Raw genomic sequence first — 20,038 nt, forward strand, 5'->3', positions numbered from 1 at the left:
CTGAGTCCGGTGGTCCGGCGGAGGCTGGGAAGAGGTCAGCGGCGCCTCGCCTCGATGAGATGGGCGCCGGAGCCGAGTTCGACGACGTCGCTGATGACCAGCCCCGCCTGGTCGAGCACGGCGGCGTACTCCTCGCGGCTGCGCTCGGTGCCGCCATTGAAGATCGCCAGCATCCGCATGTCAATGTCCTTGCCGAGGTGCGGCTCCTCACTGTCGGGGAGCACCACCTCCAGGATGAGGACGCGCCCGTCGTGGCTCATCGCCTCGCGGACGTTGCGCAGAATCTTGACCGCATCGTCATCGTCCCAGTTGTGCAGGACGCTCGCCAGCAGATAGACGTCACCGCCCGCGGGGACCTCGGCGAACATGTCGCCGGAGACCACCTGCGACCTGTCGGCCAGGCCCTCGGCCGCCAGCGTCTGCCTGGCGTGCTCCGTCACGTACTCAAGGTCGAACAGGATCCCGCGCATCTGCGGGTTGGCGTGCAGGACCGTGGCCAGGATGTGACCCTTGCCGCCCGCCACGTCCACCATCGTCGCCGTGGCGGGGAAGTCGTACCGCTTGGCCAGGCCCTCGGTGAAGGGGATGGCCCTGGCGGTCATGTAGTCGTCGAACATCCGGCTCACGTCCGGGTGCGCGGCGAGGTGGTCGTAGAGGGGGCCGTACCGCTTCATGAACGCCGAGCCGCCGTCGCGCACGGTGGCGGGCAGCATGCCCATGGCGTACCAGAAGCTCTCCTCGCCGAGCATGCGGATCGACGAGCGGACCGAGTCGGGCACGTCCGAGCGCAGGGCCGTGCCCTTCTCCGTGAGGTCGTAGGTGTCGGGCCCGGCCGCCGTGATGACGCCCATGCTGGCCAGCTCGCGCAGCACCCGGCGCAGCGAGGGGGCGTGTGCCCCGCAACGCTCGGCCAGGTCGGCGCTGCCCAGCGGCCCGTGCGCGAGGTGGTCGGCCAGGCCCAGCTCCGCCATGGTCAGCAGGGCCGCGAAACGGGAGATGTCTCCTACGGCTCCCCACAGGAGGTCATCGGAATGCGGCATATGTCCTTCCAGGAAGAATCACGGGTTGCGGGTGGCCTGCCGGTGCCAGACGAGCACGCGGCGCTCGGCCAGCACGAACAGGGAGTTCACGACGTAGCCGAGGATGCCGAGCAGCGCGATCGCCGCCCACACGCCGGCGCCGTCGAAGCTGCGCTGGAACTGCAGGAGCTGGTATCCGATGCCGTCGCCGCCGCCGAGCAGCTCGCTGATCACCATCATGATCAGCGCCAGCGACAGGCTCAGCCGCAGCCCAGCGAAGATCTTCGGCGAGGCGGCGGGCAGCAGCACCACACGCAGGTACTGCAGCTTGGTCAGGTTGAAGACCGTCGCCGTCTCCGTGTAGGTACGATCCACGGCCCTGACCCCGTCGATGGAGTTGAGCAGCACCGGCCACACCACGCCGAACACGATCGTCGAGAGCTGCGTGATCAGCACGCCGCTCACCGCCTCGGTGGACAGGCCCGCCATCAGCACGAGGAAGACGGGGATCAGCAGCGGCGGCGGCAGCGCCCGGCCGAACTCGATCAGCGGGTCCACGTAGTCGGTCGCCGCGCGGGAGCGCCCGAGCAGCATGCCCGCCAGGACCCCGATCAGCGCCGCCAGGATCCAGCCGCCGAACATGCGGCCGAGACTCGGCAGGATGTTGTCGATCGCGTCGTCGGTGAGGAACACCCGGCCGACGGGGCCGGAGAACCACAGCTCGTACATGCGCACGACGATCGTCGTGGGCGGCGGGAAATCGGTGTCGCCGATCGCCCGCGTCACCAGCTCCCAGACGACGAGCACGGCGGGGATCACCAGGAATCTGGGCAGGTTCTTCACGATCCCGCGGCCCCCGTCCGCATCCGGTGCCAGTGGAACAGGCGGCGCTCGCCGGCCATCAGCAGCACGTTGGCCAGCACGCCGATGACGCCGGCCCAGAACGTCGCCGCCATCATCAGGTCCGTCCTGTTGCCGCTGCCCGCGACCGTCACGTAGACGCCGATCCCGTTGAAGCCGCCCGCCAGCAGCTCGGCGCTGACGGCCAGGACCAGCGCGATGCCGGCGGCGATCCTGACGCCCGTCGCGACGAACGGGGCCGCGCTGGGCAGGCTCACCCTGGCCAGCACCGCCAGGCGGCCGAAGCCGAAGCTGCGCAGCGACTCCTTGGCCAGCGGGTCGACGTCGTGCATGCCGTAGAGGGTGTTGATGAGGATCGGCCAGACCGAGGCGTACACGATGACCGAGATCTTCATCAGCTCGTCCACCGGGATCAGCAGGATCGCCAGTGGGATGATCGCCACGGACGGGATCGGGCGCATGAACTCCAGCAGCGGCCGGATGGCGCGCTCCAGCGGGGTCAGCGCGCCGAGCAGCACGCCCAGCGGCACCGCGATGGCGGTGGCGACAAGCAGGCCGAGCACCCAGTTCGTCAGGGTGGTGCCGACGCCCGCGAGGAACTCGGTGTCGGCCAGCAGGCGCACGGCTTCGAGCAGGATGGTCGAGGGAGCGGGGAAGGCCAGCTCCGGGCTGATGCCGAAGCGGATGAGCAGCTCCCCTACAACGAGGAAGCCCGCGGCGCCGATGGCGCCGCGGAGCAGTCGTGCACCGGTCATCCGCTTGTCGGGGGTGCCACGATGACGGAGTTCACGTCGATGGCGCTCTTCAGGTAGCCGTACTCGAGCATGAGGTCGGCGACCTTCTGCAGGCGGTTGGCGTTCAGCTCACTGGGGTAGGCGCCCAGCGTGATCACCGAGGCCGTCTTGGCGTCGATCTTGGTGTACTTCGGCAGCATGGCCTCGATCTCCTTGCGGTCGCTGGAGGCGACCTGCTGGGCCTTGGAGATGGCCCGCTGGAAGGCGGCCAGCGTCTTGGGGTACTTCGAGGCCCACTCCTCGGTGGCCATCCAGCCGGCGATGGGCAGGTCGGCGGTCTGACCCGTCATCGTGTCGGCCAGCTTGCGGAAGCCGTGCGCGCTCTGGTTGGCCGTGATGAACGGCTCGGTGATCCAGCCCGCGTCGGCCTGGCCGCTCAGGATCGCGTTGCCCATGTCGGGGAACGGCTTCTCCTTGAACGTGACGTCGCTCTCCGTGAGACCGGCCACCTTGAGCTGCGAGGTGACCGCGAGCGTGGCGACGTTGCGCAGGTTGTTGACGAAGATGGTCTTGCCCTTGAGGTCGGCCACCGTCTTGATGGGCGAGTCCTTCGGCACCATGATGTTGAAGGTGTTCGGACCGGCCTGGTACATGTCGGCGACCAGCTTGATCTTCTTGCCGGTGCTGACCGCGAGGAACGTCGAGACGTAGTTCGTCTGCGAGATGTCGAGGGAGCCGTTCTCGATCGCCGGAATGGCCGCGGCACCACCGGTGATGATCTTCGGCGTGACGGTCAGGCCCTCTTCCTTGAAGAAGCCCTTGGCGTTGGCGATGTAGAGCGACACCGGGTCCGGAATGGGGAGCGCCCCGACCGTGATGTTGGTTTTCTCCAAGCCGTTGCTGTTGGCGGAGGTCTCCGGGGTGTCGGATCCGCCGCAGCCGGCAAGGGCGAGAGCGACTGTGACGCCGAGAACAATGGCGTGACAGCGCAGTTTGCGTGTCATGGGGGGGTTCTCCTACCAGGGGGAAGTCTTCTGGAGATCGGCACAGGTTGCCGGGCGTGAAGCGTACCGGAGGGGAGATCGGAACGGCAGCACTATGCCACATTTATGCCGTTTATCTACGAAATATGACTGTGCCCCGCTATAGATGTAAATAGTGCCATTAAGGATGCTTAGGTGCTGTATGTCCGGATTGGCGTGTTGGTTGCGCTCCGTGTCCAGGGGTTTGCCACGTGAACAATGTGTGAGTTGGAACGGTTGAAAACGGTCGAGACGTTGGCCTAAGTATGAGGTTTGTGCTCAAATTGGGCCTCGAACTTGCCTGCGATCACTCGTCCGCGCGACGAAGCCGCTGAAGACCCCCCTAGAGCAGGCCATGGCGAGAGGTTGCCACCAGTGAGGACAACAACGACCGGCTCCGGTCGTGGTAGCGCTCCGGATGCTCCGGAAGAGCCTGCCGGCGGTGCGGCGCCGCCGCAGCCCCAGCAAGCGCCCCGTTCGGGCAGCTCGTTCGCGCTGCGCAACTGGCGCGTGCGTACCCGCCTCATCGCTCTCATCGCCATCCCCACGATCGTGGCCGTGATCCTGGGCGCGCTGCGCGTCACCACCTCCATCAGCAGCGCGCAGCAGTACCAGTTCATCAGCGACTCGGGAAAGCTGGTCGCCCAGCTCGGCGAGCTCGCCCGCGATCTCGGCATGGAGCGTGACCTCGCTGCCCGCTACGTGGCCGAGGGCAGGCGAGAGGAGGACAAGCTCAGCAGCCAGCAGGGCATCGTGGACGCCAACGTCACCCGCACGCTGGCCCTGGCCAAGACCGTCGAGCCGTCGCTGTCGGACCTCGGGCGCAGGACCCTCGACCGGATCGAGGTCCGGCTCAGCCAGCTGCCCTCGCTGCGCGAGACGGTGACCGGCTCGCAGCTCCCGCCGCTGCCCACCGTGGAGAAGTACTCCGAGACCGTCGCCGACATGCTGCAGATCTACGACGAGCTCGGACAGGGCTCCACGGACGAGCAGCTCACCGCGACGGCCGCCGCGCTGCGCTCCATCGCGCGCGCCGAGGAGGAGGCCTCCAAGCAGCGCGCGCTGCTGACGATCGCGCTGGTACGCGGCTCCTTCGAGGAGCCGGAGTTCAACGCCTTCCTCGACGCCCGCTCCCGCCGCGAGAGCGAGCGGAACACCTTCAACACGGTCGCCTCGGCGCGGCAGCGCCAGGACTTCAACAACACGGTCGCCAGCCGGAAGATCGGCCTGGCCGAGCTCTACATCAGCCGCGCCGTGCTGCTGAACAACGAGGGCACGTCCCTGCGCAGGCTCGACAGCAAGACGGTCAACGACACCGAGAGCTGGTTCGACGCCATCTCCGAGACCGTGGACCGGCACCACCAGGTGCAGAAGTCGCTGTCGGAGCAGGTGGCCACCCGAAGCGCCGACGTCGCCAGCGGCGACAGGCAGCTCGCCGCCATCAACATCGGCATCGTGGTGGCGCTGCTGATCCTGGTCCTGGCCATCACCGCCCTCATGGCCGGCTCGCTGGTCCGCCCGCTGCGGCGGCTGCGCGGCGACGCCCTGAAGATCGCCGGGCACACGCTGCCCGACCTGGTGCGCCAGCTCCGCAACACCGACGTCGATCCCGACCAGCTACGGGTCCCGCCCATCGAGATCAACTCCAGGGACGAGATCGGTGAAGTCGCCCGGGCCTTCGACGAGGTCCACCGCGAGGCCGTCCGCCTGGCCGGTGAGGAGTCCAAGCTCCGCAGCAACGTCAACGCGATGTTCGTGAACCTGTCGCGGCGCAGCCAGACGCTGGTGGAGCGGCAGATCACCCTGATCGACGGGCTGGAGCAGGGCGAGCAGGACGAGCAGCGGCTCGGCAACCTGTTCAAGCTGGACCACCTGGCCACCCGCATGCGCCGCAACAGCGAGAACCTGCTGGTCCTGGCCGGCCAGGAGCCGCCGCGCCGCTGGAGCCAGCCGGTCAAGCTGGTGGACGTCGCCCGCGCCTCCCTGTCGGAGGTCGAGAACTACGAGCGGGTCGTGCTGGAGGTGCCGGAAGGCGTCTCCATCGCCGGCCAGGCCGTCAACGACATCATCCACCTGCTCGCCGAGCTGATCGAGAACGCCCTGTCGTTCTCGCCCCGCGAGACCCGCGTCCCCGTCTCCGGCAGCCGCATCGACGGCGGCGGCATCATGCTGTCCATCAGCGACTCCGGCATCGGCATGACCGCGGAGGAGCTGGCTCAGGCCAACGCGCGCCTGACCGACGCGCCCACCGTGGACGTCTCCGTCTCGCGCCGCATGGGCCTGTTCGTGGTCGCCAGGCTGGCGCACCGGCACGGCATCCGCGTGCAGCTGCGCCCGCACGGCTCCGGCGGCCTGACGGCCATGGTCCTCATCCCCGAGTCGCTGCTCGGCGCGCAGACCGCGCCCGCCGGCACCCCGGCCGCGGGCGGCCCGCCCAGGGAGTCCTTCCAGACGCCGCAGCCCGCGGCGGCCAGCCCCTGGCCCGCCTCCTCGTTCCAGCTCGGCCCCGGCCACCCGTCCTACCCTTCGTACCCGTCGGCGGAGCCCGTCCCGCAGGGCGGCGGCTCCTGGGCGTCGGGCCCGGCCTTCCCCGCCGAGGCAGGCGGCTGGATGTCGGCCGACTCCTCCAACGACGTCTGGGTGACCTCGCGCGGCCCCATGACCGGCGACAGCGGGTTGCCGCAGCGGGAGAGCAGCCTGCCCCAGCGTGGCGCGCTGCCCGACGAGACCCGTCCGTGGACGCGCCCCGAGCAGCCGCTGCCGACCAGGGGCGGGTTCAACGGCTTCGCGGAGAGCGACTCGCCCAGAGGCAGCTTCAACAGCTTCCCCGAGACCGAGTCGGCCGCGACCGGCCCGATGCCCGCCGTCAAGCCGGCCTCGGCGGGCGACGAGTACCTGCCGATCTTCGCCTCGGTGGAGTCGGCCTGGTTCGACCACAACGCGGCCGAGGCCAACTCCACGTGGGGCTCGGCCAAGGCCGACGCGGGCTGGAGCGCGGCGGAGGCCGTACGCGAGCCGGTACGCGACGGCGCGACGGCCTCGGGCCTGCCCAAGCGGGTGCCCAAGGCCAACCTGGTGCCCGGCTCGGCCGACACCGTCTCGGCGCCCAAGGGCGTCGCACCGATGCCGGCGGTCTCGCCCGACCGGGTGCGCAGCCGGTTGTCGAGCTTCCAGCAAGGCTTCCGGGCCGCGCGTGACGACATCAGCGAGGGCAGGACGTACGGGTCCGGCCCGAGGAGTGACAGTAGGGATGAGGGCGCGTGAACGAGCGTAACGAGCGGCCAGTCACACACAGCCGACTGTCGTTCATGCGATCGACGAAGGAGAGCGCATGAACGACCTGAGCCACGCGGCACGCGGGGTGGACTGGTTAATCACCGACTTCGTCAGCACCGTTCCGGGCGTCGCGCACGCGGTGGTCGTCTCGTCCGACGGGTTGCCGCTGGCGGCGTCGGCGGGCTTTCCCGCCGACCGCGCCGACCAGTTGGCCGCCATCGCGTCGGGCCTGGTCTCGCTGACCCAGGGCGCTGCCAGGGTGTTCGAGGGTGGCGCGGTCAACCAGACGATCGTGGAGATGCAGCGCGGCCTGATGCTGATCATGTCGATCAGCGACGGCTCGTGCCTGGCCGTACTGGCGGCGCCGGATTGTGACATGGGTCTGGTGGCCTATCAGATGACGCTGATGGTGGACCGCGCCGGCCAGGTGCTGACCCCGGCTGTGCGTGCCGAGCTGCGCGCCAGCCAGACCAGGTGATGTAGGTGACGAATTCGTGGAACAGCGGTGGCTGGGAGCCCCCGCCCCCGCCTCCCAGCCATGACCCCGCCTCCCCGGTGCGGCCGTACGCCGTGACGGGCGGGCGGACCGCGCCCAAGGTCAAGCTGGCGATGGAGGCCCTGGTGTCCTCGGCGACCGCCGAGCACCGGGAGTTCTCCCACATCACGCCCGAGTACAAAGCGATCAGCCAGCTCTGCCTCCAGGTGAGGTCGGTGGCCGAGGTGTCGGCGCTGCTGCGGATCCCGCTCGGCGTGGTGCGTGTTCTGATCGCGGACATGGCGGCGGAGGGTCTGGTTCGGGTGCATCAGCCGCAGCTTGAGGCAGGCAGACCGGACGTCAACCTGCTGGAAAGGGTGCTCAGTGGACTACGCAGGCTCTAGCCCGGGCCTCACCTCGACGAAGATCGTCGTTGCCGGTGGGTTCGGAGTGGGCAAGACGACGTTCGTCGGCGCGGTGTCGGAGATCATGCCGCTGACGACGGAGGCCGTCATGACCGACGCCTCCGCAGGCATCGACGACCTCGGCATGACGCCGCTGAAGTCGACCACGACCGTCGCCATGGACTTCGGCCGCGTGTCGCTGGACCGCGACCTGATCCTGTACCTGTTCGGCACGCCCGGGCAGCACCGGTTCTGGTTCATGTGGGACGACCTCGTGCGGGGCGCGATCGGCGCGGTCGTGCTGGTCGACACCCGGCGGCTGGCCGACAGCTTCCCGGCGATCGACTACTTCGAGGAGGCGCAGCTGCCCTTCGTGGTGGGGATCAACGGCTGGGACGGGTCGTACCCGCACAGCGACACGGAGGTGCGCGACGCGCTCACGCTGTCGCCGCACATCCCGATGGTGCGGCTGGACGCGCGGAAGAAGGATTCGGTGAAAACCGTCCTGATCCAGCTCGTCGAGCACGCGCTGACGGTCCGGATGGCCGTGCCAGGCTGGAGCGGCTAGCGGAGCGGATAGGCTGGAGTCTTAGACGTACATTCGCTTCGAGGACTGGCCAACCACGTGTTCGAGACGCTATCCGACCGGCTGACATCGGTCTTCTCCTCCCTCCGATCCAAGGGGCGGCTGTCCGATGCCGACATCGACGCCACCACCCGTGAGATCCGCATCGCCCTGCTCGAGGCCGATGTCGCGCTGCCGGTGGTCAAGGCGTTCGTCGCCCAGGTCAAGGAGCGCGCCCGCGGTTCCGAGGTCTCCCAGGCGCTGAATCCGGCGCAGCAGGTCGTCAAGATCGTCAATGACGAGCTGATCGGGATCCTCGGCGGCGAGACCCGCAGGCTCCGCTTCGCCAAGACGCCGCCGACCGTCATCATGCTGGCGGGTCTGCAGGGCGCGGGCAAGACGACGCTCGCGGGCAAGCTGGCCCGGTGGCTGCGGGAGCAGGGCCACGCGCCCATGCTCGTCGCCGCCGACCTGCAGCGGCCCAACGCCGTCCAGCAGCTCCAGGTCGTGGGTGAGCGCGCCCAGGTCGCCGTCTTCGCGCCCGAGCCGGGCAGCGGCGTGGGCGACCCGGTCGCGGTCGCCCGCAGGTCGCTCGACGAGGCCAGGCGCCTCAACCACGACATCGTCATCATCGACACCGCCGGCCGCCTGGGCATCGACCAGGAGATGATGCGGCAGGCCGCCGACATCCGCGACGCGGTCTCGCCCGACGAGACCCTGTTCGTGGTCGACGCCATGATCGGCCAGGACGCCGTCACGACGGCGCAGGCGTTCATGGAGGGCGTCGGCTTCGACGGCGTGGTGCTGACCAAGCTCGACGGCGACGCCCGCGGTGGTGCGGCGCTGTCGGTGCGGCACATCACGGGCCGGCCGATCATGTTCGCGTCCACGGGTGAGAAGCTCGAGGACTTCGACGCCTTCCACCCCGACCGGATGGCCTCGCGCATCCTCGACATGGGTGACATCCTCACCCTGATCGAGCAGGCCCAGAAGACGTTCGACGAGGAGCAGGCCGCCAAGATGGCGGGCAAGCTCACCTCGGGCGAGAACTTCACGCTCGAAGACTTCCTCGAGCAGATGATGATGGTCCAGAAGATGGGCCCCATCAAGAACCTGCTCGGCATGATGCCCGGCATGGGGCAGATGCGCGACCAGATCAACTCCATCGACGATCGTGACCTCGACCGCATCGCGGCCATCATCCGCTCGATGACCCCGGCCGAGCGGCAGGACCCCAAGATCATCAATGGTTCGCGCCGCGCGCGCATCGCCGCCGGCTCCGGCGTGTCGGTGAGCGCCGTGAGCAACCTCGTCGTCCGCTTCTTCGACGCCCAGAAGATGATGAAGCGGATGGCCGGCGGCATGGGCATCCCCGGCATGCCCGGCGGCAAGGGCAAGGCCGCCAAGGCGCAGAAGAAGGCCAAGAAGGGGCGGCGCGTCAGCGGCGACCCGCGCAAGGCCGCGCTGGGCAAGGCGTCCTCCGGCGAGCAGGCCCCCGACGCGCCCAAGCAGGGCGGGGTCCTGGGCAACCTCGGCGGGAAGCTGCCGCCGGGGATGGAGCTGCCGCCCGGCTTCGACCCGTCGAAGCTGCGGTTGCCCGGTCAGAAGTAGTCCGGCGGCGGGGTGGGCGAGTCCACCCCTTACCGGACCTTTGCGGTGTGCTGTCGTGACGGGTCGTAGGCAGTGCCGTCGATCTGGCACAATGGCATGTTGGAACACCGTGGCCATGCGGGTGCCCTCTCACCTCCCGCCGGGCACGCCTGTCCCTGGAGCGTCATCCCGTCGTGCCCCACTCGGCGAGGTGCCGTTCACCCACGCTCAAATGCAGGAGAGACCACACCCGTGGCAGTCAAGATCAAGCTCAAGCGGCTCGGCATGATCCGCAACGCTCAGTACCGTATCGTCGTCGCCGACAGCCGCACCAAGCGTGACGGCCGGGCGATCGAGGAGATCGGCCTGTACCACCCGAAGCAGAACCCGTCGCGCATCGAGATCGACGCCGAGCGCGCGGCGTACTGGCTGGGTGTCGGCGCGCAGCCGACCGAGCCGGTGCTCAAGCTGCTCAAGCTCACCGGTGACTGGCAGAAGTTCAAGGGCGAGCCCGCCCCCGCGCCGCTGCAGGTCGCCGAGCCGGCGGCCGACCGCCACGCCCTCTACGAGGCCGCGGCCAAGGAGGCGCTGTCCGGTGGCGACACCGGCACGGCCGCCACCACGCCCAAGAAGAGCAGGAAGAAGGACGAGGCCGAGGCCGCCGCCGAGACCCCGTCCGAGGGCGAGGCCTGACGTGCTCGAGGAGGCTCTCGAGCACCTCGTTAAGGGCATCGTCGAACATCCCGACGATGTCCGGGTCCGCGCACGCCGCATTCGCAGCGGGCGCGTCCTGGAGGTCCGGGTGCACCCCGAGGACCTGGGCAAGGTCATCGGACGCGGCGGGCGCACCGCCAAGGCGCTGCGCACGGTCGTGAACGCCCTGGCCGACGGGAAGTACGTGCGGGTCGATCTGCTCGATCTGCACGAAGCGGTCCGTTAGCGTCAGGTTTGTGCGCCCTCATCGGCTCGTTCCGATGGGGGCGCTCCGCGTTGAGAGAGAAGGCAGGTTCACGTGCAGCTGGTCGTCGGCCGGATAGGCCGCCCGCACGGGGTACGCGGTGACGTGACCGTGGAGGTGCGCACCGACGATCCCGAGCTGCGTTTCGCCGCCGGCACGCCGATCACGACCGACCCCGCCGATCGCGGGCCGCTCGTGGTCGCCGGTCGCCGGTGGCACAAGGGCGTGCTGCTGCTGACGTTCGAGGGGGTCGCCGACCGCGACGCCGCCGAGGAGCTGCGCGGCACCATGCTGGTCATCGACTCCTCCGAGGTGACGCCGTCCGACGACCCCGACGAGTTCCACGACCACCAGCTCATCGGGCTGGCCGTGCAGACCGTCTCAGGCGAGCCGGTCGGCGAGGTGACGGATGTGCTGCACCACGGCCAGGACCTGCTCGTGGTGCGCAGGAAGGGCCAGGAGGAGGCGCTCATCCCGTTCGTCAGGGCGCTGGTGCCCGAGGTGGACGTGGAGGCGGGCCGGCTGGTCGTCGATCCTCCCGAAGGGCTGCTGTGATGCGGCTCGACATCGTCTCGATCTTCCCCGAGTACTTCGCGCCGCTGGACGTCTCGCTGATCGGCAAGGCCCGTGAGCGCGGCACCCTCGACGTACGGCTGCACCAGCTGCGCGACTGGGCCCACGACGTGCACAAGACCGTCGACGACACCCCCTACGGGGGCGGGCCCGGGATGGTCATGAAGCCCGAGGTGTGGGGCGAGGCCATCGACGCCGTCGTCGGCGACGGCTCTGCCCGGCTGATCGTGCCGACCCCGAGCGGGCGGCCGTTCGACCAGGAGCTGGCGCAGGAGCTGGCGCAGGAGCCGTGGCTGCTGTTCGCCTGCGGCCGGTACGAGGGCATCGACTCCAGGGTCATGCAGGAGTATTCCTCGCGGATGCGCGTGGACGAGGTCAGCATCGGCGACTACGTGCTGGCCGGTGGCGAGGTGGCGGTGCTGGTGATGGTGGAGGCCATCGGCAGGCTGCTGCCAGGCGTGCTGGGCAACGCCCAGTCGGCCGTGGACGACTCGTTCGCGCCCGGCTCGATGCGGAACCTGGTGGAGGGGCCCGTCTACACCAAGCCGCCCGTGTGGCGCGGGCACGAGGTGCCGGCGGTGCTGTTGTCCGGGCATCACGGAAATGTCGCCCGGTGGCGGCGCGACGAGGCGATCCGGCGCACCGTACGGAACCGGCCCGAGCTGGCGGCGGCGCTCGACCCCGAGACGCTCGACAAGCACGACAGAAAGCTGCTCGAAGAGCTCTCGTTTCGCCTCCAGCCGGAAGATATGGCAAACTGAATCGCTGCCAACCGTCTATCGGTTGGTCCGTCATGCCCGGGAAACGGTCCCGGGCTCATCAAACCAGCAAGCGTGTCCGCCGCGAGCTCCGGCCGGGTGGACCTCCGCGTGCTCACGAGGACTTGAGGACAGCTCTCATGCACACGAAGATCCAGGAGCTCGAGCAGGCGACCCTGCGCGGCGACGTGCCGGCGTTCCGCCCCGGTGACACGCTCGAGGTCCACGTCCGAGTCGTCGAAGGAAACCGCTCCCGCATCCAGGTCTTCAAGGGCTTCGTGCTGCGCCGCCAGGGCAGCGGTGCCCGCGAGACCTTCACGGTCCGCAAGGTCAGCTACGGTGTCGGCGTCGAGCGCACCTTCCCGGTGCACAGCCCGGTCATCGAGAAGATCGTGCTCGTGACCCGCGGTGACGTGCGTCGCGCCAAGCTCTACTACATGCGCGACCTGCGCGGCAAGGCCGCCCGCATCCGCGAGAAGCGCGAGACCGCGGCCGCCAAGTAAACCCGGTGGTCTTCGTCTTGGGAATGGCCCGCGCGAACGCGCGGGCCATTCGCCTTTACAGGGCCGTTTCCTTTATGTGGAGCGACTCGTGCACGGTGTAACGTCGGTCGAGGCTTGTCGAGCCGAGGCATCATCTAGGCTCGTCAGCGATGACTAACGAAAGCCAGGAGCACGGCGCGGCGCGCCGCCCTGTCGAGGACGAGGTGGACGTGGTCGCCGAAGAGACTCAGAAGCCGGCCAAGGGCGATAAACCAGAGAAGAAGGGGTCGTTCTGGAAAGAGCTTCCCGTTCTCATCGTCGTAGCCCTGGTGCTGGCGCTGATCATCAAGACGTTTGTGGTCCAGGCCTTCTACATCCCGTCGGAGTCGATGGAGAACACCCTCCTGACGAACGACCGGGTCCTGGTCAACAAGCTCGTCTACCACACTCGTGACATCGAGCGCGGCGACGTGGTGGTCTTCTCGGGGGTCGACTCCTGGGACGGTGAGTTCGAGATGGCGGAGCCGTCCAACCCGGTCGAGGGCTTCTTCCGGTGGGTGGGCACGGCGTTCGGCATCATCCCCGGCGAGAAGGACTACATCAAGCGGGTCATCGGCGTCGGCGGCGACCACGTCAAGTGCTGCGACTCCAAGGGGCGCATCACGGTCAACGGCACGCCCATCGACGAGGAGAGCTATCTCTACCCGGGCGACGTGCCCTCCGACGAGTTCTTCGACGTCACGGTGCCGCAGGGGCGGCTGTGGGTCATGGGCGACCACCGCTCGGTCTCGCTCGACTCGCGCTCGCACACCGGCGATCCGGGTGGCGGCTCCATCCCCGAAGGCCAGGTCATCGGGCGGGCCTTCGTGATCGTGTGGCCGTTCAACAGGTTCGACACGATCGACATCCCTGACACGTTCGCACAGCCCGCACTCCAGGCGCTGGGCGGTTCGGCACCGCTGGTCGCCGGGTTCGGCATGGCCGTACCCTTGGTGCTGGTCCGTCGGCGCCTGCGGAGGAGGCGCTGATGGCCGACACCAAGAAGGCGGAGGGCGTGGGGAAAGAGAAGAAGAAGGGCGGCTTTCGCGAGACCGTCCTGCTGCTGGTCATGGGCGTCGGCATCGCGCTGCTGCTTCAGGCGTTCGTGGTCGGGTCGTTCTACATCCCGTCCGTGTCGATGGAGAACACTCTCCTGGTCAACGACCGGGTCTTCGTCAACAAGCTGGCGGGCAAGCCCGAGCGCGGCGACATCGTGGTCTTCAAGGGCTGGAACGGCGAGGACACGATCAAGCGGGTCATCGGCATCGGCGGCGACAAGGTGGTGTGCTGCGACAAGCAGAAGCGCATCACCGTCAACGGTACGCCGCTGGACGAGAAGTCCTACCTCTACCCGGACGATTTCGCTTCTGGCGATGACTTCGACGTCACCGTGCCCGCCGGGAAGCTCTGGCTCATGGGCGACCACCGCAGCGCCTCGGCCGACTCCCGGGCCCATATGGGCGAGCCGGGAGGTGGCTTCATCTCGGAGGACGACGTGATCGGCAAGGCCGTGGTGCGCTACTGGCCGCTGTCGCGGGGCTATCTCTTCTCCCGTCCCGACATTTTCGACAAGGTCAAGTAGAGACGTCTTCCAGTCGCGGTATGCGGCGAATGGGGCGTACGCTGCCTGTGTCATGACAGTTGCGTTCCGCCCTCGTCCGAGCGTCGTCCGGCGCGATTCCGGACTCTACGCCTACGAACGGGCACTGGCCCGCCGCGGCCTGACCCCCATCGCGGGCGTCGACGAGGCCGGCCGCGGCGCGTGCGCCGGGCCCCTGGTGGTCGCGTCCGTCATCCTGCGCAAGCAGCTCGACGGCCTGAGCGACTCGAAACTGCTGAGCCCCGCGGTGCGCGAACGCCTGCACGACCAGATCATGCGGGTCGCGCACGTCGGCATAGTGATCATCCCTCCGGGGGAGATCGACGCCAAAGGTCTGCACAGATGCAACGTCTCGGGAATGCGGCGGGCGGTCGCGCAGTTGCCCTGTGACCCGGAGTACATCCTGACGGACGGTTTCCCGGTCCCGGGGCTCCCGGCGCCGTCCCTGGCCGTGTGGAAGGGGGACCAGGTGGCCGCGTGCGTGGCGGCCGCGTCGATCGTGGCCAAGGTGACCAGGGATCGCTTGATGGTCGCGCTCGACGAGCGCTACCCGCAGTACGGCTTCGCCGAACACAAGGGGTATGTCACACCAGGACACCGGCTCGCGCTGGAAACGCACGGTCCGTGTCCTGATCACCGTTACTCCTTCGTCACGGTGGCGAGGGAGATGGGTGAGAATGAAATGGGGGCCGGGGTTGCCTGACCAGGCGAACCGGGGGACCGGTACGACAGGAGGACCGCGATGAGCGCAGAGGATCTCGAAAAGTACGAAACCGAGATGGAGCTGCAGCTTTACCGCGAATACCGTGATGTCGTCGGTTTGTTCACGTACGTGGTGGAGACTGAGCGGCGCTTCTACCTGACCAACTCGGTCGACCTCGACGTCCGTACCGCCGAGAACGGCGACGTCTTCTTCGATGTGAAGATGCAGGACGCGTGGGTGTGGGACATGTATCGGCCGGCGCGGTTCGTGAAGAACGTGCGGGTGGTGACGTTCAAGGATGTGAACGTGGAGGAGCTGGCCAAGGCGGATCTGGAGATGCCTAAGGAAGGGTTCTCTGCTGGGTAGGCGGGGGGTGTCGGGGGTGGGGCGGTTGTTGGCCTGCTGAGTGCGGGGGCCGCCTGACCGGCGTGAGGATGGTATTCGCCGGTGGGGCGTAGCCTGTCTGGGCTTGCGGTGGGTATGCCTGCCTAGGTTTCAGGCTGTTCTTGGGGGCTGTGCGGGCTTCTGGCTCGGGCTGGGTGTTGGTTTCGGGGTTTGCCGTTCTTGGGGTGTGCCGGTGCGGGCGCGCTCTCATGCCCTGGCCGGGGGGCCGTACTGGTGCCTCGTCCGCGGGATTCACCTCCACCGCCACCCGTTTGCTCCCTCTCCGGGCTACCTGCTTCTCTTTGCCCTTGCGCCCTTGCGCGCCTTGCCTTACGCGCATCCGCGCCCGCCTCACGCGCACCCGCCTCTCACGCGTGCCCATGCCCGCCTCACGTAGCACGCACCACCTCGGACCAGCGCGCGCCCCTCATCCCGCTTCCTTGTCCACCTCGCTCCAGTTCGTCCACTCGACCACTCCTCCACACCGCCAGCTCCAGCGCCCACACCTAATCCAACGCCAAACCCAGCAACTCCCCCACCCAGCCCTCAACCCCGGCCCCCAGCACGCACGAGCGGCCGCCCCAAAGCCAGCCCACTTATCCACAGCTTCACCACCTCCTCGCCGCCCCATCCACAGAACCCCGTTCGGCCCCTCCACCCCCACCCCCCATCCGCCAAGGTCATGCCCAACCCCAACCCCCACGGAGGCGGCACATGGCCAAGGAAACCAAGCTCGAACTAGGCAAACGCGGCGAACAAGCAGCCGTAACCTACCTAGAAGCCAACGGAATGAAGGTCCTGGACCGCAACTGGCGCTGCCGCCACGGCGAAATCGACATCCTCGCGGAAGAAGGCCCCACCCTCGTCGTGGTCGAGGTCAAAACCCGCTCAGGCAGATCCCACGGCACAGCACTGGAATCCGTGAGCCCCACCAAACTGGCCAGACTGCGCATGCTCGCCGCCAAATGGCTCTCCGCACAACCCCGCACGTTCGAAACGGTCCGCGTCGACGTCATAGCCCTGGAACGCTTCGCAGGAGATTTCGCCCTCCACCACGTAAGGGGGGCGATCTAGATGGCGGTGGCCCGCACGCGCAGCGTGGCCCTGGTAGGAGTCGCGGGCCGCACGGTCGAGGTCGAAGCCGACGTGGGCAACGGCCTGGCAGGCATCCATCTCATCGGTCTGCCCGACACCGCGCTGAGCGAGGCCCGCGACCGCGTCAGATCGGCGATGGTCAACAGTAACTACCCCTGGCCCGACGCCCGCATCATCGTCAGCCTCTTCCCGGCCAGCCTGCCGAAGCGGGGCTCCCAGTTCGACCTCGCCATCGCCATGGCCATCCTGGGCGCGGCCGGCGTGGTCCCGGCAGAGCGCATCGCGGAGCCGTTCTTCCTGGGAGAGCTCGGCCTCGACGGCCGCATCAGAGCCGTACGCGGCGTGCTCCCCTCCGTCCTGGGCGCGGCCAAGCACGGTGACGTCACGGTCGTGGTTCCCTCCGCGAACTGCGCCGAGGCCGTCCTCGTCCCCGACGTGAAGGTGATCCCGGTCGCGGACCTGCGCCAGCTCGTGGAGTGGCTGCGCAAGGGCGACGCCCCACCCGAGCCCGAGATCGAGATCGAGGAGTACGCCGACCCGCCCAAGACCACCTGCGCCCCCGGCGTCGACCTGGCGGACGTCGTCGGCCAGCCGGTCGCCCGGCGAGCACTCGAAGTGTGCGCGGCCGGCGGCCACAACCTGTGGATGCTCGGCCCGCCGGGCACCGGCAAGACCATGCTGGCCGAACGCCTCCCCACCCTCCTGCCGGACCTGGAGCTCGATCACGCCCTGGAGGTCACCGCCATCCATTCGGTCGCCGGCGTCCTGCCGCCCAACGCGCCGATGATGAGCCACCCTCCGTTCGTCAGCCCGCACCACACGGCGACCGCCGCCGCGATCATCGGCGGCGGCAGCACGATCGTCCGCCCCGGAGCCGTCTCCCTGGCCCACAGAGGCGTGCTCTTCATGGACGAGGCCCCGGAATTCCCCCGGCATGTCCTGGACGGGCTGAGACAACCCCTGGAGTCCGGCCGGGTGACGGTGTCGAGGTCCGCAGGCTCGGTCACGTTCCCCGCCCGGTTCATGCTCGTCCTGGCGGCCAACCCGTGCCCCTGCTCCCAGGCGGAGGACCAGGGGGAGACCTGCAGATGCTCTCCCACCATCAGACGCCGCTACCTGGGCCGCCTCTCCGGCCCGCTCCTCGACCGCATCGACATGAAGGTCACGGTCGCCCGCTCCTCCCGCCGCGAGCTCCTGGCCGACCGCCAGTTCGTGGAGACGAGCAAGACGGTCGCAGAACGGGTCCTGGTGGCTCGTGAACGAGCCGCCAAGCGCCTGGCGGGCACGCAGTGGCGCTCCAACGCCGAGATCCCCTCCTCCGTCCTCCACGCCGACTACCGCCCTTCGGACGCCGCCATGCAGCCCATGACGGCCTGCCTGGACGCCGGCACCCTCACCGCCCGCGGCCTCGACCGCGTCGTACGAGTGGCCTGGACCCTCGCCGACCTGGCCGGCAAAGACCTCCCAGGACAGGACGAAACCAACGCGGCGCTCAGCTTCTGGCTCGGTGTGCGATGACCCGCCCGCAACCTCAGAGCACCTCCCCAGCCATCACGTCCGAACGGTCCTCCCAAGGCGCCACGTCCTCCTCCTCCTGCTCCTCCCGCCTCGCCCACCGCCCTCCGGGCGAACCGCCATCCCCACACACTTTCGGGAGGACCCGTGACCGCCACACCTTCCACAGCCACAGAGAGCAAGGTCGAGGAGGTGGCCATCGCCACCAGGAGAGCCGAGGACCAAGGGATGGCCAACCCTGTATGGGCGACCCGAGCCGCTTGGCAAGCCGATAAGGAAGGAGGGGTCATGACGGAGAGCGCGACTCAATCCGACAGACAACACGAGACCGCCAGGGGAGTTGAGGCTGTCAGGGGAGTCGAGTCCGAAAGCGAGATCGAGTCCGAGAGCGAGATCGAGTCCGAGAGCGAGATCGAGTCCGAAAGCGAGATCGAGGCGAGAGCCGCTCTCATGCGAGCCGCCGACGTCGGAGACGTCACCATGGGCAGCCTCGTAGCCCAGTACGGCGCCCCACAGGCAGTGGAAGCCATCCGCACCCGCACCCTCCCTCCGGACTTCATCGCCAGACAAGCCCAGCACGAACGCCCACCCAACCTCACGTCCTGCCTGAACGCCTGGTACACCCGCCTGGCAGCCGCCAACCCCGCGGCCGACCTCGAAGCCGGCCGACGATCCGGAGCCAGGCTGATCATCCCCGGCAGCCCGGAATGGCCCACCCAGCTCAACCAACTGGGCCGCAGCCGCCCCCTCGGCCTCTGGGTGCACGGCAACGCCGACCTCCGCTTCTCCTGCCTCAAATCCGTGGCCATCGTCGGAGCCAGGGCCGCCACCTCGTACGGCTCCCACATCGCGGCCGAGTTCGGCGTCGGTCTCAGCGAGTCAGGCTGGACCGTCGTCTCCGGCGGCGCCTTCGGCGTGGACGGTGCGGCCCACAAGGGCGCTCTGGCCGCCGGAGCACCCACAGTCGTGGTCCTGGCCTGCGGCGTCGACGTCTCCTACCCGAGCGCCCACGAGCCCTTGTTCGCCGAGATCAGAGAGAAGGGCGTCCTCATCAGCGAGTGCCCGCCCGGCGTACACCCGACCAGAGCCCGCTTCCTCATCCGCAACCGTCTGATAGCGGCCCTGTCACGAGGAACGGTCGTCGTCGAAGCCGCCATCCGCAGCGGCGCCCTCAACACAGCCACCCACGCCCTGTCCCTCAACAGGCACCTGGGAGCAGTCCCGGGCCCCATCACCTCCGCGATGTCAGCCGGTTGCCACAAACTCCTCCGAGAACGCAAGGCCGTCTGCATCACCTCCCCGGAAGACATGATCGACCTCGTAGGCATGCTCGGCGACGACCTCGCCCCGCAGATCCGCGCCCCCGCCGTTCCCAGAGACAGACTCAACGAGCCGACCAAGAGAGTCCTGGACGCGGTCCCGGCCAGAGGCGGCGCAGGCCCCGCCTCGATCGCGGTGGCAGCCGGCCTGAGCCTCGACACGACCCTGAGCGCCCTCGGCGGCTTGGCAGCCGCCGGCTACATCGAACGCACCCCCAGAGGCTGGCGCCTCCGCAAACAGCCGACCACGTACCGCAAGGCCCCCGACTCCGCAGCCCTCGAACCCCCACCTCTCCCGGAACCAGACCCGACCGACATCCCGCCACCGCACGACCCGCCACCGCACGACCCGCCACCCCATCACCCGCCACCCCACGACGACTTCCGCCCCGCGACGCCGAATCCCCTGACCGAACGGCGGCTGACCCCAGCTCAAGATCGCCCCGAGAGCGACACGCAGCACGACCCCGGTACCTGACGTGTGCGTGACCGCGCATGCCCGGCCGAAGTCCCGGCCAGGCGAGCTGCGACGGTGACGTCATATGGCGGCGACTCGACCCTGTAGGGCCTCCCGCGAGGACCGATCACACCACTCCGCGGTTGCGTCCCGCGAGACATGTCCGCCCATCACGCCGCCCTAGATAAGCAGCACCTTGAACTCGGTAG

The 20,038-nt window shown here is 68.7% G+C and carries 21 protein-coding genes; 17 read left to right on the top strand and 4 right to left on the bottom strand.

Translation table 11 applies throughout. The annotated features are described in order from the left end of the window. Positions 1-35 precede the first annotated feature (35 nt). The 4 genes from LCN96_RS09835 to LCN96_RS09850 are packed head-to-tail and all read right to left on the bottom strand — an operon-like array spanning position 36 to position 3,507. A complete protein-coding gene (locus LCN96_RS09835) occupies positions 36-1,040 on the bottom strand; it encodes an acetylserotonin O-methyltransferase (RefSeq protein ID WP_225272282.1) in 1,005 nt (334 codons plus the stop codon). Between the two features lie 18 nt (positions 1,041-1,058). Beyond that, positions 1,059-1,862: an ABC transporter permease gene (locus tag LCN96_RS09840; RefSeq protein WP_225272283.1), complete on the bottom strand. Its 804-nt coding sequence runs from the start codon at positions 1,860-1,862 to the stop codon at positions 1,059-1,061. Beyond that, entirely contained in the window at positions 1,859-2,635 is a 777-nt protein-coding gene (locus LCN96_RS09845) for an ABC transporter permease (protein ID WP_225272284.1), read from the bottom strand. The genes LCN96_RS09840 and LCN96_RS09845 overlap by 4 nt, the downstream gene beginning before the upstream one ends. Further along, positions 2,632-3,507, bottom strand: coding sequence for an ABC transporter substrate-binding protein (locus LCN96_RS09850; RefSeq protein WP_225272285.1), 876 nt, complete (start codon positions 3,505-3,507; stop codon positions 2,632-2,634). Before LCN96_RS09850 ends, LCN96_RS09845 begins: the two co-directional genes overlap by 4 nt. A 639-nt stretch (positions 3,508-4,146) precedes the next feature. Between LCN96_RS09850 and LCN96_RS09855 the strand changes: the two genes are divergently transcribed. The 17 genes from LCN96_RS09855 (at position 4,147) to dprA (ending at position 19,850) form a co-directional block, all read left to right on the top strand. Next, positions 4,147-6,900, top strand: coding sequence for a sensor histidine kinase (locus LCN96_RS09855; RefSeq protein WP_225272286.1), 2,754 nt, complete (start codon positions 4,147-4,149; stop codon positions 6,898-6,900). 67 nt (positions 6,901-6,967) lie between these two features. After that, positions 6,968-7,390: a roadblock/LC7 domain-containing protein gene (locus LCN96_RS09860; protein ID WP_080042345.1), complete on the top strand. Its 423-nt coding sequence runs from the start codon at positions 6,968-6,970 to the stop codon at positions 7,388-7,390. 5 nt (positions 7,391-7,395) lie between these two features. After that, complete coding sequence (locus LCN96_RS09865) at positions 7,396-7,791, top strand: DUF742 domain-containing protein (protein WP_148435124.1); 396 nt, start codon at positions 7,396-7,398, stop codon at positions 7,789-7,791. Next, positions 7,772-8,359 carry a GTP-binding protein gene (locus LCN96_RS09870; protein WP_148435125.1) on the top strand — a complete coding sequence of 196 codons (588 nt, stop codon included), beginning with the start codon at positions 7,772-7,774 and terminating at the stop codon, positions 8,357-8,359. The genes LCN96_RS09865 and LCN96_RS09870 overlap by 20 nt, the downstream gene beginning before the upstream one ends. A gap of 57 nt (positions 8,360-8,416) precedes the next feature. Then, positions 8,417-9,967, top strand: coding sequence for a signal recognition particle protein (gene ffh, locus LCN96_RS09875; protein ID WP_225272287.1), 1,551 nt, complete (start codon positions 8,417-8,419; stop codon positions 9,965-9,967). 231 nt (positions 9,968-10,198) lie between these two features. Further along, the gene (rpsP, locus tag LCN96_RS09880; RefSeq protein ID WP_225272288.1) at positions 10,199-10,639 is read left to right on the top strand and encodes a 30S ribosomal protein S16; all 441 of its coding nucleotides are present in this window, start codon (positions 10,199-10,201) and stop codon (positions 10,637-10,639) included. A gap of 1 nt (position 10,640) precedes the next feature. After that, entirely contained in the window at positions 10,641-10,886 is a 246-nt protein-coding gene (locus LCN96_RS09885) for an RNA-binding protein (protein WP_043634919.1), read from the top strand. 72 nt (positions 10,887-10,958) lie between these two features. Continuing rightward, entirely contained in the window at positions 10,959-11,459 is a 501-nt protein-coding gene (rimM, locus tag LCN96_RS09890) for a ribosome maturation factor RimM (protein ID WP_225272289.1), read from the top strand. Then, on the top strand, positions 11,459-12,238 hold the full coding sequence (trmD, locus tag LCN96_RS09895) for a tRNA (guanosine(37)-N1)-methyltransferase TrmD (protein WP_225272290.1): 780 nt from the start codon (positions 11,459-11,461) through the stop codon (positions 12,236-12,238). Before rimM ends, trmD begins: the two co-directional genes overlap by 1 nt. Before the next feature lie 137 nt (positions 12,239-12,375). Further along, entirely contained in the window at positions 12,376-12,738 is a 363-nt protein-coding gene (gene rplS, locus LCN96_RS09900; RefSeq protein WP_225272291.1) for a 50S ribosomal protein L19, read from the top strand. A gap of 149 nt (positions 12,739-12,887) precedes the next feature. Further along, positions 12,888-13,745, top strand: coding sequence for a signal peptidase I (lepB, locus tag LCN96_RS09905; protein WP_225272292.1), 858 nt, complete (start codon positions 12,888-12,890; stop codon positions 13,743-13,745). Further along, a complete protein-coding gene (gene lepB / locus LCN96_RS09910) occupies positions 13,745-14,338 on the top strand; it encodes a signal peptidase I (protein ID WP_225272293.1) in 594 nt (197 codons plus the stop codon). The genes lepB (LCN96_RS09905) and lepB (LCN96_RS09910) overlap by 1 nt, the downstream gene beginning before the upstream one ends. Before the next feature lie 52 nt (positions 14,339-14,390). Further along, entirely contained in the window at positions 14,391-15,059 is a 669-nt protein-coding gene (locus LCN96_RS09915) for a ribonuclease HII (RefSeq protein WP_225272294.1), read from the top strand. Between the two features lie 39 nt (positions 15,060-15,098). Further along, positions 15,099-15,425 (top strand): DUF2469 domain-containing protein, encoded by a 327-nt coding sequence (locus LCN96_RS09920; protein ID WP_225272295.1) that lies wholly within the window; start codon positions 15,099-15,101, stop codon positions 15,423-15,425. A 732-nt stretch (positions 15,426-16,157) separates the two neighbouring features. Then, on the top strand, positions 16,158-16,517 hold the full coding sequence (locus tag LCN96_RS09925) for a YraN family protein (protein ID WP_225272296.1): 360 nt from the start codon (positions 16,158-16,160) through the stop codon (positions 16,515-16,517). Further along, positions 16,518-18,056, top strand: a complete 1,539-nt coding sequence (locus tag LCN96_RS09930; protein ID WP_225272297.1) for a YifB family Mg chelatase-like AAA ATPase — start codon at positions 16,518-16,520, stop codon at positions 18,054-18,056. 285 nt (positions 18,057-18,341) lie between these two features. Further along, positions 18,342-19,850 (top strand): DNA-processing protein DprA, encoded by a 1,509-nt coding sequence (gene dprA, locus LCN96_RS09935; RefSeq protein ID WP_225272298.1) that lies wholly within the window; start codon positions 18,342-18,344, stop codon positions 19,848-19,850. Positions 19,851-20,038: the final 188 nt, after the last annotated feature.

The sequence above is a fragment of the Nonomuraea gerenzanensis genome, from assembly GCF_020215645.1.
Classification (GTDB): Bacteria; Actinomycetota; Actinomycetes; order Streptosporangiales; family Streptosporangiaceae; genus Nonomuraea; species Nonomuraea gerenzanensis.

What these genes read in the sequence shown, in the direction of transcription:
- lepB (WP_225272292.1), top strand. Translation starts at nt 12,888, where the DNA reads ATGACTAACGAAAGCCAGGAGCACGGCGCGGCGCGCCGCCCTGTCGAG.
- LCN96_RS09925 (WP_225272296.1), top strand. Translation starts at nt 16,158, where the DNA reads ATGGCCAAGGAAACCAAGCTCGAACTAGGCAAACGCGGCGAACAAGCA.
- trmD (WP_225272290.1), top strand. Translation starts at nt 11,459, where the DNA reads ATGCGGCTCGACATCGTCTCGATCTTCCCCGAGTACTTCGCGCCGCTG.
- lepB (WP_225272293.1), top strand. Translation starts at nt 13,745, where the DNA reads ATGGCCGACACCAAGAAGGCGGAGGGCGTGGGGAAAGAGAAGAAGAAG.
- LCN96_RS09915 (WP_225272294.1), top strand. Translation starts at nt 14,391, where the DNA reads ATGACAGTTGCGTTCCGCCCTCGTCCGAGCGTCGTCCGGCGCGATTCC.
- dprA (WP_225272298.1), top strand. Translation starts at nt 18,342, where the DNA reads ATGACGGAGAGCGCGACTCAATCCGACAGACAACACGAGACCGCCAGG.
- LCN96_RS09920 (WP_225272295.1), top strand. Translation starts at nt 15,099, where the DNA reads ATGAGCGCAGAGGATCTCGAAAAGTACGAAACCGAGATGGAGCTGCAG.
- rplS (WP_225272291.1), top strand. Translation starts at nt 12,376, where the DNA reads ATGCACACGAAGATCCAGGAGCTCGAGCAGGCGACCCTGCGCGGCGAC.
- LCN96_RS09860 (WP_080042345.1), top strand. Translation starts at nt 6,968, where the DNA reads ATGAACGACCTGAGCCACGCGGCACGCGGGGTGGACTGGTTAATCACC.
- LCN96_RS09845 (WP_225272284.1), bottom strand. Translation starts at nt 2,635, where the DNA reads ATGACCGGTGCACGACTGCTCCGCGGCGCCATCGGCGCCGCGGGCTTC.
- LCN96_RS09835 (WP_225272282.1), bottom strand. Translation starts at nt 1,040, where the DNA reads ATGCCGCATTCCGATGACCTCCTGTGGGGAGCCGTAGGAGACATCTCC.
- LCN96_RS09930 (WP_225272297.1), top strand. Translation starts at nt 16,518, where the DNA reads ATGGCGGTGGCCCGCACGCGCAGCGTGGCCCTGGTAGGAGTCGCGGGC.